This is a genomic window from Dankookia rubra (assembly GCF_004355005.1).
GTDB lineage: Bacteria > Pseudomonadota > Alphaproteobacteria > Acetobacterales > Acetobacteraceae > Paracraurococcus > Paracraurococcus ruber_A.
The window spans coordinates 1-12580 of record NZ_SMSJ01000032.1 but is presented as its reverse complement, the minus strand read 5'-3'; the positions used below and the strand labels follow the sequence as shown (position 1 = coordinate 12580).

The window sequence follows — 12580 nt, the reverse complement described above, 5'->3', positions numbered from 1 at the left end:
TGCGGGCGGGGCCGGAAGGTGAGGCGCTGAATTGATCGCAGGGCGCAGGCATCTCCGCACGGCGCGGACGGGATGACCAGTCCCTAAAGCAATATCCGGTCTGACTGAATCAGTATGGCCAGATATTGCTCTATTTTCGGGGATCTCGTGCTCTAGGCGATGGGGCGCTGCCCATCGCCTGCGTCCCTTCTCCGCGCCGCGGCTTGCGCGCTCCGGCCGAGCAAGACCGCGCAGGCCGCGGCGGCCTGCAGGAGTGCCGCGGAGAGGAACAGCGCCTCGGCCCCCAGGCCCTCGCGCAGCACGCCGAACGCTGCAGGTGAGAAGGCGTAGGCCGCCTGGCTCGACGCGGTGACCAGCGCTACCACGCGCGCCGTATCGGCGGGCACGAAGTCGCTCTGCGCGATCGTTGGCGGCAGCGATGTTGCATTGCCCAGCCCGAGGCCAAAGAGGGCAATCCCGAGCAGCAGCAGTGCCGGGTCGCTCCCGCCTGCCGCGAGAAGCGCGAGCGAGCCCGTGAGCTGGACGACGTAATTGCCCGCCGCGGCCACCCGCCGGTCGGTCGCGGGCCGCATAAGCCAGCCCATGCCCGTGCGCCCGACGATCGCACAGGCCGTGGCGAGCCCCGCGGCGCAGCCCGCGGGCTGCGCGCCGAAGGGTGCGACGAGCAGGGAGAACAGGTGCGCGATGAGCCCGATCTGCGCGAACAGGCCAATCGAGGTGCCGAGGGCGAGAGTGACGAAGCGCCGATTGCGCCAGAGCGATCGGCCGGGGAGCGGCGCGTAGGGCGACGGCGTCCGGGCGGCGACCACGCCCGCATCGTCGCCGTCGGGCTGTTGCCCGAGGACGGCAGGGCCCTGCGCGAAGTAGCGGCCCGCCAGGAGCCAAAGCGCGAGGGCCATGACGCCCCCGACCGCCCCCGCGGCAAGGGGGAAGCCGAGGGCACCGATCAGCGCCACCCAGAGGGGCGAGAGCAAGACGCCGCCAACGCTTGCCCCGTTGTAGGCCATGGCTAGCGCAGCCGGTCGTCGACGGACGAACCAGGGCGATACCATCGCGTTGATCGCCGCCGCGCCCGTCATCGCCCAGCCGGCCCCACTCGCAACGGTGGCCAGGAAGAGCTGCCACGGCGCGGCGGCGAGCGCCCACCCCGCGACTCCGAGAGCCGAGAGGCCGCCGCCGAGGCGGGTCGCGCCAGCGACCCCGATGCGCCGGTGCAGTGCAGGCAGATTCGCCACCAGGAGCGCGCCAAGCAGGAAGTGGCAGGTCACCGCGGCCGAGACGAGCGTGACAGACCAGCCGCGCGTCTCATGCACGGCGAAGAGGAAGACCGGCGGGCCGTAGAAGCCCACGCCCCAGCCGAACACGGCCACGGTGAATGCGGCCCACGCCACGCGCCAGCCGAGGAAAGACCGCGGTACGTGATTGCCGTCCGCCGCGCTCACGCGAGGGAGGCCGTGAGTTGGGCATCCGCGTCGTGCCCGTGCCGTACCCGGTCGGCCATCACATGCGTGGAGGCGGGAAGAAGCTCTGCGGCGGTCATGAGTGGTCCTGCGGTTGGAGTCGCGAACCTGCCTTACCTGCTCCTTGCGATGCTGCGGCCAGTGTCGAAGTGTCGCGGGCATGGCCTGCTACGGTGGCGGAGGCACATCCCGGAGGGAGCTCAACCACCCATGCCATCGCCGCCGTCATTGCAGAGATCGCCTTCTTCGATGGCGAGCTCAGTCGGGCCGCGGTGCCGGCCGCGCTGATATCAGGTCGCGCGATGACGGCTGCCGAACTGGTCGCAACCGCAGGTGTGACCCTGCAGCCAGCGAGCGACCACCTCGGACACCTCTCGGAGGAGGGCCGGGTAGCAATGGAGAAGCAGGACAGGCACGCTACTACAGCCTCGCGCACCCTGGCCCCGGATGCGCGATGGGCTCGCGGGTCTCGCGCACCTTATGGAGGCAGGGCTGTGGGGGAGCCGCTGGCCGGGGTGGTGCCGCGTGAGCAAGCGCCCGGCGGTCACCGGGCGGCGTCGAAGCAGCGCAGGAGAGTTCCGTTCGGATCCACGAGCGCGAACAAGCGGCGCCCGGAAGGTCCATCATGCAGCTCCGCAATCCGTGGTACGCCTTGGTTAGGCAGGCCGGTAGCCGCCCATAGCCGTTAAAGCGCCTCGACGTCCGCGACCCAAACGCAGGCGCTGTGCCAAGACGATGCGGGGTCAAGATCAGGATGAGGGAAGAACTCGAGCTCCAGCGGTCCCCGACGCATCGTCATCCACTCGGGGCCCGCATACTCCACGCTAAAGCCGAGCGCCTCATAAAAGCGGGCGATGTCCGCAAGGCTGCGTGCGGGAAGGTTGGCGGTTATGCGGTCCGGCATCCGGGTCGCCTGATGTATTGCGGCGTCGACGTAACGGCTTAGGTTTGCGCTGCCAACCAGGCCGTCGGCCGCACCGTCCGCCTCAAGACCACATCGGGACAAGCGAAGCTACGAGCGCCGACCCGAGCAGGATGTTCGCGGCGCGCCACTGCGCCTCGGTCCGGAGTGTCCGGGCGAGCAGCATGCCGAAGGCGCACCAGAGATGGAGGGACACCGCCGCCGCCACGCCAAACACCAGGGCCAGCAGGCCGGCAAGCGGCACCAATCCGGGCACGAGGCCCGCATACGTGGCCGAAGCCGCCACCGCCGTCGTCCAGGCCTTCGGGTTCAGCCACAGCAAGACGACCGCCGCCAGGAAGCCGGGCGGCGCGGTGCCGTCCCAACCCGGCGGCTCCGGTCGCCCTGCCGAGGCGATGCGCCAGGCGAGCCAGAGGACGTATGCAGATCCCGCGCTGCGCATCACGAGCCGAAGGATGGGCGCCGCTTCGAGGAGTGCTCCGAAACCGATTCCCGCGGCACCGACCAGCGCCGCCAAGCCGAGTGAGAAGCCCAGGAGCAGCGGCAGGCTCCGCATCAAGCCGAAGCGTGCGCCCGAGCTGGCCGCGAGGAGGTTCGCGCCGCCGGGCGTTACGGTCGCAATGCCGGCGAAGGCGACAAGCGACAGGACGTCCGGTTGCGGCAGGCCCATCACGGCCGGGAATTCAGCCGGCCAGAGCCAAGGACGATAGCGCCTTGCAGCGGAGGGTGCTTCGGCGATGCTCCGGAAGGACGGTGCCCCTCTGGGCGGCGACCTTTGTTCGCGAGCGCCAGCGCAGTCATGCCGGCGCAGCCGCAACCGGAGCTGCCGTCCCGGGCGCGGCAAAATGCGCGTCGGCGTCGCCGTATAGTGCCTCGGCGTAGATCTTCCGCCCATCCTTGAACCGGAAAAGCTCGCCGGCCCTGAAGGTCGTGCCGTCGAGATGGGCGAGGTAGTGGACGAGCATCGCCTGCGCCTCCACGTCGCAGACGACGCCGAGAAGCGAGAACTCGAGCGCGCGGAGACGTGCCAGGCTCGCTCGCCAATACCGTTCCATCGCCGACTTCCCCTGGACGAGTGGCACGCCCGTGATCGGAACCGCGCGCGGGCTCCGGAATGAGGCCTCCTCGTGGAAGGCGCCGAGCACAACCTTAAGGTCGCGCCGGTTCCAGGCCGCGATCCACTCCGTCGCGTGCCGCAGCATCCCGGCACGATCCAGCATTACGTTCATCGGTCGGATTTTCCAGGGTTGGCTGCGGGGTGGCAGATTGCGTGCGCCCGCCCGGCTCCGCGAGTGAGAACGGCGCGCGCGCTATGAGCACCGTTCATCGAAGGGATTTGGGGGAAGGAGCTCGCTTCGGTGCGGCCCAAGAGGCGGCTGGCCGGTCGGCGGCTCCGCGGTGACCACCGAGGCGCGCCTTGAGGCGGCTTCAGCCGGCATGAGGAGTTCTCGCTCGCCACCACGACGACGCACGACGACGATGGCGGCATGACGACCTTGGCCCATGCTCCAGCAGCGCCGATCCGAAGCAAGACGCAGGCGGCATGTGCCGCCCACTGTGACCGCGCGCCACCCTCGGCGTGCGACTGCCTGGCGTTCGGGGAAAGCGGGCCACCCGCCGCACGGGATGCGCAGCATCAGGCCACCCTGCTACGGCGCTTGTTCGCCATGATCCGGCTCTGGCGGCTCCGCGCCGAGGAACGCCGGGAGCTCCTGGGCATGCCGGACACCGAGCTCCGCGACATCGGGATCTCCCGAAGCGAGGCTCGGCACGCGGCGAGGAAGCCGGTCTGGCGGGCCTAGGTTTGCGCCTCCCGCCTCGCTCCGCGACCGCCATGCGATGCTGCCGTCGGTGGTCGGCGAGCAGTAGCGAGGCTGATGATGCCCGCAGGGGCAAAGGCAATCCGGCATGTTGTGCCCGCCGACGCGACGCGCTGGCAGCCGACATCATCGGCACAAGGAGAACATTGTGCAACAAGATCCGACGCACGGGCCTGAGCCTCTCCGCGTCGCCGTGAACGGCAGCGTCGCGGTCCTGACGCTGACGCGCCCCGAAGCGCTCAACGCCCTGAACAGCGAGCTGATCGGCCGTCTCATGGTGGCCCTCGACGCCTTGGAGCTGGACGCGGAGGTCCGCGCGATTATCCTCACCGGTAGTGGCCGCGCCTTCAGCGCTGGGGCGGACATCAAGGGCTTCCTGCCGCACATGCGAACGGGGTCGCGTGCGGCTGTCGCGCATTTCCTACGACCGGGGCAGCGCCTGACGGCGCGGGTCGATGCCTACCCGAAGCCTATCATCGCTGCCGTCAACGGCCTCGCCTTCGGCGGCGGCTGCGAGCTGGTGGAGGCGACGCATATTGCGGTCGCCGCGGCCTCGGCCGTGTTCTCAAAGGCCGAGATCAACATCGGCATCATCCCTACCTTCGGCGGAACGCAGCGCCTGCCGCGCAACATCGGCCGTAAGGCCGCGACGGAGCTGATCCTGACCGGCCGGCGCTTCGGCGCCGAGGAGGCGCGCCGGCTCGGCCTCGTCAACCGTGTGATGGCGGACGAGGCGCTCATGCCGACGGCGTTCGGGCTCGCACGTGAGATCGCGTCGAAGCCTCCCCTCACGGTTACCGCGGCGCTGTCGGCCATACATCGCGGCCAGGACGCGGCAATCGACGGCGGCCTCGCAATCGAAGAGGCGTCCTTCGCGGCGATCGTGCCGACGCGCGATGCCGTCGAGGGGGTCGCGGCCTTCGTCGAGAAGCGGGCGCCCCATTTCATCGGACGCTGAGGCGACACGGCGCCGGAACATGTCAGCCATGCTTACCTGTCTATGGAAACCCGGCCGTCTCTGCCATGGAATGGTGGCGGAGGTTACTGGCCCATCACGTACAAACTGCCCCCCCTGTCCGCATTGCGGGTCTTCGAGGCGGCCGGTCGCTGTGGCGGCTTCACGGCGGCTGCCGCCGAGCTGGGCGTGACGCCGAGCGCTGTCAGCCATGGGGTGCGCACATTGGAGGACGCGCTGGGCGTGCCGCTCTTCCACCGCGACCAGCGTGGCATGCGCCTCACGCCCGCGGGAGAGAAGCTGTTGCGCGAGGCAAGTCGCGCCTTCGAAGGCCTGGCCCGTTGCGTGGAGAGCCTGACGGGATCGACGACGCGGCGCCGGCTGACCGGCAGCGTCGCGCCAACCTTCGCAACGGGATGGCTGCTGCCACGTCTGGTCGATCTGCGCCGGCAGTATCCGTCGCTCGATCTCGCGATCTCGACGGAGCGTGAGCATGTGGAGCTGGGCGACGGGCGCTTCGACTTCGCCATCCGGATGGCTGCGGCGCCCGTCGGACCGGCGGAGTGGCACCGCCTGGTACCGGTCGGCTTGGTGCCGGTCGCAGCGCCGGATTGCCGGCTGTCGCTGCCCGAAGCCCTGCGGCGCCTGCCGGCCATTCACGTGACGGCCGCTGGTGAGGACTGGGCGGCGTGGGCGCCGCTGCGCAGCCTGCCGACGCCCGATCCGTCGCGTGGGCTCCACTTCGACACGGTGCAACTTGCGCTGAACGCCGCCGCGCAAGGCCTCGGCCTCGCCCTGGCACGGCTCCCGGTCTGCGCCGAAGACATTGCAGCGGGCCGTGTGCGCGCGCTCGACGAGCCGGTAGAGGGCAGCACTGCCTACTGGCTCGTCACCCGCCCGGGCCTGCTGCGCCAGCGCGAGGGACGGCTGTTCGCGGCATGGCTGCGCGAACAACTGGACAGCGTGACGCCGGCGGTGTGAGCAATCATGGGGCAGTGTCGCCGGACCGCGGCGGCACTGCGCCGGGAGCCACGTGCCGCGTCAGCCACCAGAAGACCGCTGCGACCGCGCTGAGCGCGCCGCCGGCGCAGCACACACCCGGCCAGCCCGCGCGCGCATAGACAAGGGTGGAGGCGACCGCCCCGAGCGCGCTACCGATGGAGTAGAAGACCATGTAGCCCGCGACGAGGCGGCTGCGGGCGTCGGGGCGCGTCGCGTAGATCAGGCTCTGGTTCGACACGTGCACGGCCTGCAGCCCGAAGGAGATCAGCAGCGCGCCGAATGCCAGGAAGGCAAGCGTTCGATGCATCAGCAGGATCGGAAGCCAGGCCGCCAGCATCAGCAGGAGCCCAACACCGGTGGTCCGCTGGATGTGGCCGCGGTCGGCAAGCCTGCCGGCGACCGCCGCGCCGATCGCGCCCGCGGCACCGGCCAGTCCGAAGAGGCCGACCTGCATGCGCGTCAGTAAGAAGGGCCCCTTCGTCAGCGGCAGGACGAGAGGCGTCCAGAGCACCGCGGTGGCGGCAAAGATGAGACTGGCGAGCGTGGCCCGGATACGCAAAACCGGCACATCGACGAAGAGCGATACGAGCGAGCGGATGAGTTGCGGGTAGGTCAACACCACGGCGGGCCGCGGCCCAGGTAGCAGGAGGGCGAGGAGCAGCATCGCAACGACAAACATCGCGCCCGCTGCGACGAGATAGACCGCACGCCAGCCCAGAAGATCCGCGAGCGTCCCTGCAACCACCCGTGCAAGAAGGATGCCCGTGATGACGCCACTGGTGACGAGACCGATGACCCGGCCGCGCTCGGACTGACCCGCGAGGAGAGCCGCGTGCGCGACGAGGATCTGCGTCACGACGGCCAGCAGCCCGACCGCAGTAAAGGCCGCGAACAGGACAGGGGCGGACCATGCCTGCGCGACAGCGAGAAGGGCCGCCGCGGCAAGGAGCGTATGAACCACCACGAGCCCCCTACGGTCCACCAGGTCGCCGAGCGGCACCAAGAAGATCAAGCCCAAGCCGTAGCCGGCCTGCGTGACCGTAGTGATGGTCCCGACGGCGGCGTGGCTGATCCCGAACTCGTCGGCGATGTCGTCGAGCAGCGGCTCGGCGAAGGTGATGCAGGCGACGGAGAGGCCGCAGGCCGCCGCGAGGAGCGCGACGAGCGGGCGGCCAAGGCCTGGCCTTGCCGACAAGCCGCGCTAGTCCTTTGCGGCGCCGGCCGCGACCGAACGTTGCAATGTCCCACGTGGCGCAGCGAAGGGCTGCACGGCGGCGGCGAAGGCCGGCATCGCCTCGCAGGCGGCGGCGTGGGCCGCCAGGTGCGGCCGCCAAGCCGGCGCATCGAGCCGCGGATGCACTTCGGCCAGGAAGCGGAGGGCGCAGGCGACCGCGATGTCGGCATGGCCGGGCGTCGTGCCGAACCAGAATGGCGTGCCGCAGCCGGCACGCGTTGCCTCGAGCGCGGACAGCGTAGCCTCGATCTGGGCGGAGCAGCGCCCCACCCAGACCTCAGAGACCGTGTCGTGCATGAGCCGCTCGTAGAGAAGGCCGACCATTTTGTCGCATACACCCGTAGCCATGGCGCAGATGCGCAGCATGGTGCGGCGCTCCGGGCCGCGGGCCGCGATCAGGCGGGCCTCGCCGGCGATCTCGTCCAGGTGGTCCAGGATCGCCGCGCTTTCGATCAGCACGTCGCAGTCGTCCAGCACGAGGGCTGGCACGCGCCCCAGCGGGTTGAGTGTGGCCAGGCGGCGGGGGTCGCCAAAGGCCGACCAGGGGTCGTGCCTGTAGGGCAGGCCCAGGATGTTGAGCGCGACGGCGACGCGCCGCACGAAGGGAGAGTCAAACTGACCGACCAGGATCATCGCATCCGTGCTCCGAACATCGCCGCACGACGCTAGCCAAGCGTCGGATACGGAGCCACGGGCCGCCCCGCGACGTGGAGAGCGCCGCTGGGGCGGCTCAAGTCATTCAAGGCGCGAGGGATTCCGGGTGCAGCCGGCTTCGACGCATGAGCGTTGTTCAGCGCCGATGAGGAGATCCACGCGGCCGGTCCCGCCAGCCGTCGCCGGATGGCGGCCATTGCCGGCGCTGCTCGGCTACCGAGCGCCACATGCCCCGGGGCTGCGGTCATCGCCGACGTCGTGGCTGACGGAGCTTGGGGACGTGCACTGCCGCCCGCAGGCGATGGGCTCCAATCTTTCCCCGGCCTGTGATCGGGGGCGCTACCACACCGCGGGCCGTCGCTACGCGGACAGGCCGGGGTGCGCGCCGTCAGGCCCGCTTCGAACTGCGGCCGGACCGGAGGTGGAAGCCCTTGGACCCTTGGACGTGAACAGCCATCTGGACTCGATGCGATGCCAGGTCAGGTAATCCACGAACTCCCTGGCGGCGATCTGCACGCGCACTTTCACGAACGCCATGGCGTCGGACACGAGATCCATGAAAAGGATCTCGTCGGCGCGCACCGCGCCGAGCGATTTCGGCGACTGCCTCTCCTGCAGGATGGCTTTGTACGTCGAAGCCGGCCACATGACGAAGCAGCCGTCGCGATGTCCATGCAGCTGGACGGTCGGGGCGAACACCGCAGCGAAAGCGGAAGTGTTGCAATCGTACATGAGGTCGAAGTACCGCTGCACGGCTCGGGTCAGCTCCGCGCGTGCTTCGGCATCCGCCGCCGGGTTGTCATCGGATGTTGCGTCATGACGTCAGCCTTACTTGTAGTGTTCAGGGGATCCTAAGTGGGCCGTGGGACTGACGTCTGGAATGCCACCCGAGGCGGGACGACGCGACGCGCGCAGGGCCGTCATCCACGCGTGGGGGTGCAGCAGGATCACGCCTCGTAGGGCGTTCCATCCTTCCGGGTGAAACGCCACCGGCCATCCGCGCCCAGGACAGCCGCGAGATCGTCGTCGGGGTACCGTCCCTCGTCTAAGGCAGTGCGGTCACCGATCTCGAGGATGGTGCAGTCACGCTCCGTCCGGTTCTCCAGATGGTGGGCGGTGCCGTTCGCCGGGAAGCCGGCCACCATGCCGGGCCGCAGCCGCAGAGGCCCCGCATCGGTGAACAGCGTCGGTTCGCCCTCGACGACATAGATGAACTCGTCTTGGCGGCTGTGAACGTGGTGAAGGGCAGAAGCGGCGCCGGGCCGAAGCAAGATCAGGTTGACTCCAAAATTCCGCAGGCCGAAGATGTCTCCCAACGGTCGCTTCACGCGACCGGCTACGAGGGCCGCAAAGGGCTGCGGGTAATTGCTCGCCTTCGCGCGCGTGGGTGCCTCGATCGCGACGATGGCGGCGGGTGGCGGCATTCGCGCGGCATCGCTCATGGACATTCTCCTGGCCGAAGCAAGTTATGGTCGGACGGGGTGAGCATACCGCGACGGCGATGCGCCGGAGCCGCGCCGGACGCATTCGGTAAATGATCTCTCCTCATGCCGGCGTAGGCTGGTTCACGTGCGGGCACGAACCGCGCCGTGCATCGGTCGTGGCTACGGCGAGTGCCGCGTCATGCTCCTGCCGACGATACGGTCTCCTTCGCGGCACAGCTGTCGGGCATGGAAAGGCGAGCCAGGAGGTCAGGCCTGCTTGTCCCGTGATGGCTCGGATTGCAAAGGGAAGGCTGACGCCCGTGGCAGACATTCCCGCTTGCCTTCTGCTACACTGACGAGGTTCGCCATGAACCTCTGCACCAGGGAGGCCGCTTGCCGTGAAGTTGCCGCTGACCGGCAGGTGCCTGTGTGGCAGCATCAGTTACGAGATATTGAAGCCCCCGGTCGCCGCTTACGTCTGCCATTGCGCGGATTGCCAGCATGGAACGGGAAGCGCGTTTTCCGTTGCTGTACTGGTTCCCGACCAGGCGTTTCGATCGACCGGCGGTGAGGCGCGGTCGGTATTCGGTGGCGTTACCCTGAGCGGCCGGGTCAAGCAGCGGCGCGTTTGCCCGGACTGCGGCACATGGATTTTCGGCGATCCGAGGCCGCGCGGAATTCGGGCGGGGTTGACGAGGGCGGTCCGTGCTGGGACGCTTGATGACACCTCCTGGGTGCGGCCTACTCACCACTTCTTCACGCGCAATGCGCAGCCCTGGGTCGTCATCCCGGCGGGTGTGGAAGCGTTCGAGACTCAGCCGGATCACTAGGCACACTCAACCTTCTCGGCCAACTGACAAGGAACGCCGAGCGCGCGACGGGCACAGCGACCGGCTTGTTGCCCCGCCCGGGCGACGGTGGGCCTGTCCGGCATCTTCTTGTCTGGCTTCGAGCAGCCTCTGATCAAGGTCGAGGGCCAAGCAGCCCCCGCAGTATGTCCTGCGCGCCACCCTGACTACCGCGCAGCATACCACCGAGCGCCCTACCCAGGGCGCCACCGGCATCGCCGGCCAAGCCTCCCCGGGGCGGCTGGAAGCGGATCGCGTCCTGCGGCCCGTACGCGATAGCAGTTGCCTCGGCACGGGCCCTGCGGCCCTCCTCCTCGGCGCGCAGCGGCACGCCATCAGCCGTTAGACAGATACGTATCGGACGGCCCTTCGGCGGCTTCGTCGCTGTCTCCAGACGCCAAACAGTGCATGGCAGACCCACGACACGGTCCACCCCTTCACGGACTGCGCGAGCGCCGGCCAGCGCGCGCTCGCCCGCCTGAGCCCGGGCAGCGAGTTGAGGCAGGTCGAGCACGAGGCCGGTGCCATCATCCGCGGCAAAAGCGCGAGCGGCACGCAGATTCACCACTACCCACGCACCAGGCGGCAAGGGAACTCCACTCAGAGAGGCAGGCGTACCAGCGGGCAAGTCGGCCCGCAGCGCACGCAGCTCAACGGACCACGCCAAGCGTGCGCTGGTAGGCTGGTTGCCGTTTTCCACCCGGTAAGTGACGGCCACGTCTCGGGTAGGCGGAAAGGGCGGCCGCTGCTGCGCTTCCGCAGCAACCGCGGCAAAGGTCGCCACGACCAGGATGGCGAAAGGCACAACACGGTGCCAGGAGGTCCGCATGCCTGCCGTCCCGCTAGTCGGTGATCGCTTGGTAAACGAGGGCGTTCACGATCTGCCTGTAGTGCCGCCGCTGCAGGCCCGGCGTCTGCGCCATGAACACCACAGCCAGCTGCTCCTGCGGGTCGGCCCACCAGTGCGTTCCATATGCGCCGTTCCCGAAGAAATCCCCGGGGCTGCCCATGAGGCTGCCTGCCCGCTCACGCACGGCAACCGTCAACCCGAAGCCGTAGCCATCTGAGAGTGGGTCGACAGCGGAGATGCAGTTCTCGATCCCGGATGCCAGGCGATTCATCCGCATCATCTCGACGGTCTTGCGACCGAGCACACGGGTTCCACCAAGCGATCCTCCATCGAGCAGCATTTGGACAAAGCGGAGGTAATCGGCAGCAGTAGAGGCAAGGCCCGCGCCGTCGCATTCGAAGCGCAGCGCCTTGCCGCGGTCCGGTACCGTCTGCGTCGCGCCGGTGTCGGGGTCGCGCGCCAGCGGACGGGCGAGGCGCCCTAGTTTGCCAAGCGGCACCTGGAAGCCGGTGTCGGTCATGCCAAGCGAACGGAACAGTCGCTGCTCCAAGAAGCCGCCGAGCCCCTGGCCCGCGATGGCCTCAACCACCAATCCGAGCACATCAATAGACAGGCCGTAGTCCCAGACTGTCCCGGGCTGGAACAGCAGCGGAGCGGCCGCCAGGCGATCGAGGAACTCTGCAGCGGTAAGGCTAGCTCCTGCGGCGTCCGACGAGGCGGGGTAGAGCCGGTGCACCGCTGTCGTGCCCCTTCCGCCGTATGTGAGGCCGGACGTGTGGCGCATCAAGTCTTCGATCGTGATCGAGCGCTCCGCCACAACAGTCTCTACCGGGCCGCACCCGGACAGAACTGGCTCGTTCAGCACCGCAACCCGTCTGGCTCCCAGTTGCGGCAGGTAGCGCTCCACCGGATCGGCGAGCCCGAGCCGGCCTTCCTCCAGCAGCATCAGTGCGGCGGCACCCACAATGGGTTTGGTCATCGAGGCAATCGCGAAGATCGCGTCCAGCGGCATTGGGGTGCTTTGGTCGGCATCGAGGTAGCCGATGGCTTCGTAAAACACGAGATGCCCGCGCCGTGCGACGGCAAGGACGGCCCCTGGCAGTCGCCTCGCTTGAGTTTCGGCACGCAACATGGGAATGATGCGGGCAAGGCGTTCGGATGACATGCCCACCGCTTCCGGAGCAGCGCGGGGAAGGGGGCCTCCGTCGTGCAGACCGGCCGCCTGACTGTCTTCGGAGACTGCTGCCATGTCGCCTCCCGCGGTGTCAGTTGCCGGCGTAGATCTGCCGCTGTGTCGCTAAGAAGCTGTACGCGATTAAACTCCTTACTGCACCTGGGTTTGAGCGACGAGCCGGCGTGCGATGATGGAGGTCATCGCAATCCAGATATGCCCGGCAAAGAGGTCCCCGGC

General features: G+C 68.7%; 12 protein-coding genes. 4 read left to right on the top strand and 8 right to left on the bottom strand.

Features of this window, described 5'->3' with window-relative positions:
* Nucleotides 1-152: 152 nt before the first annotated feature.
* The 3 genes from E2C06_RS20315 to E2C06_RS20300 all read right to left on the bottom strand — a co-directional run bounded on the left by E2C06_RS20315 (nt 153) and on the right by E2C06_RS20300 (nt 3602).
* Entirely contained in the window at nt 153-1442 is a 1290-nt protein-coding gene (locus tag E2C06_RS20315; protein ID WP_206664614.1) for an MFS transporter, read from the bottom strand.
* 1004 nt (nt 1443-2446) lie between these two features.
* Nucleotides 2447-3052 (bottom strand): LysE family translocator, encoded by a 606-nt coding sequence (locus E2C06_RS20305; protein ID WP_133290492.1) that lies wholly within the window; start codon nt 3050-3052, stop codon nt 2447-2449.
* 127 nt (nt 3053-3179) lie between these two features.
* The gene (locus tag E2C06_RS20300; RefSeq protein ID WP_165982517.1) at nt 3180-3602 is read right to left on the bottom strand and encodes a nuclear transport factor 2 family protein; all 423 of its coding nucleotides are present in this window, start codon (nt 3600-3602) and stop codon (nt 3180-3182) included.
* A 267-nt stretch (nt 3603-3869) separates the two neighbouring features.
* On the opposite strand from E2C06_RS20300, the gene E2C06_RS40630 reads away from it, so the two are divergent.
* From E2C06_RS40630 to E2C06_RS20285, 3 genes are all read left to right on the top strand, one after another.
* Entirely contained in the window at nt 3870-4184 is a 315-nt protein-coding gene (locus tag E2C06_RS40630; protein WP_338324219.1) for a DUF1127 domain-containing protein, read from the top strand.
* Nucleotides 4185-4350: 166 nt separating this feature from the next.
* On the top strand, nt 4351-5160 hold the full coding sequence (locus E2C06_RS20290; protein ID WP_241671381.1) for an enoyl-CoA hydratase-related protein: 810 nt from the start codon (nt 4351-4353) through the stop codon (nt 5158-5160).
* 42 nt (nt 5161-5202) lie between these two features.
* Nucleotides 5203-6138 (top strand): LysR substrate-binding domain-containing protein, encoded by a 936-nt coding sequence (locus E2C06_RS20285; RefSeq protein ID WP_133290440.1) that lies wholly within the window; start codon nt 5203-5205, stop codon nt 6136-6138.
* A gap of 4 nt (nt 6139-6142) precedes the next feature.
* On the opposite strand, the gene E2C06_RS20280 is transcribed toward E2C06_RS20285, so the two are convergent.
* The 4 genes from E2C06_RS20280 to E2C06_RS20265 form a co-directional block, all read right to left on the bottom strand.
* Nucleotides 6143-7354, bottom strand: a complete 1212-nt coding sequence (locus E2C06_RS20280; protein WP_133290439.1) for an MFS transporter — start codon at nt 7352-7354, stop codon at nt 6143-6145.
* A 6-nt stretch (nt 7355-7360) separates the two neighbouring features.
* On the bottom strand, nt 7361-8026 hold the full coding sequence (locus E2C06_RS20275) for a glutathione S-transferase family protein (RefSeq protein ID WP_133290438.1): 666 nt from the start codon (nt 8024-8026) through the stop codon (nt 7361-7363).
* A gap of 381 nt (nt 8027-8407) precedes the next feature.
* Nucleotides 8408-8812 (bottom strand): nuclear transport factor 2 family protein, encoded by a 405-nt coding sequence (locus tag E2C06_RS20270; protein WP_277751857.1) that lies wholly within the window; start codon nt 8810-8812, stop codon nt 8408-8410.
* A 182-nt stretch (nt 8813-8994) separates the two neighbouring features.
* Nucleotides 8995-9489: a cupin domain-containing protein gene (locus E2C06_RS20265; RefSeq protein WP_241671380.1), complete on the bottom strand. Its 495-nt coding sequence runs from the start codon at nt 9487-9489 to the stop codon at nt 8995-8997.
* A gap of 380 nt (nt 9490-9869) precedes the next feature.
* On the opposite strand from E2C06_RS20265, the gene E2C06_RS20260 reads away from it, so the two are divergent.
* On the top strand, nt 9870-10301 hold the full coding sequence (locus E2C06_RS20260) for a GFA family protein (RefSeq protein WP_133290437.1): 432 nt from the start codon (nt 9870-9872) through the stop codon (nt 10299-10301).
* Between the two features lie 860 nt (nt 10302-11161).
* Here the strand turns inward: E2C06_RS20260 and E2C06_RS20255 are convergent.
* Nucleotides 11162-12418 carry a serine hydrolase domain-containing protein gene (locus E2C06_RS20255; RefSeq protein WP_133290436.1) on the bottom strand — a complete coding sequence of 419 codons (1257 nt, stop codon included), beginning with the start codon at nt 12416-12418 and terminating at the stop codon, nt 11162-11164.
* Nucleotides 12419-12580 lie beyond the last annotated feature (162 nt).

Bases quoted from the DNA above. Each gene is read 5' to 3' on its own strand.
- E2C06_RS20285 (WP_133290440.1), top strand. From the start codon at position 5,203: ATGGAAACCCGGCCGTCTCTGCCATGGAATGGTGGCGGAGGTTACTGG.
- E2C06_RS20300 (WP_165982517.1), bottom strand. From the start codon at position 3,602: ATGCTGGATCGTGCCGGGATGCTGCGGCACGCGACGGAGTGGATCGCG.
- E2C06_RS40630 (WP_338324219.1), top strand. From the start codon at position 3,870: ATGACGACCTTGGCCCATGCTCCAGCAGCGCCGATCCGAAGCAAGACG.
- E2C06_RS20265 (WP_241671380.1), bottom strand. From the start codon at position 9,489: ATGAGCGATGCCGCGCGAATGCCGCCACCCGCCGCCATCGTCGCGATC.
- E2C06_RS20255 (WP_133290436.1), bottom strand. From the start codon at position 12,418: ATGGCAGCAGTCTCCGAAGACAGTCAGGCGGCCGGTCTGCACGACGGA.
- E2C06_RS20275 (WP_133290438.1), bottom strand. From the start codon at position 8,026: ATGATCCTGGTCGGTCAGTTTGACTCTCCCTTCGTGCGGCGCGTCGCC.
- E2C06_RS20305 (WP_133290492.1), bottom strand. From the start codon at position 3,052: ATGGGCCTGCCGCAACCGGACGTCCTGTCGCTTGTCGCCTTCGCCGGC.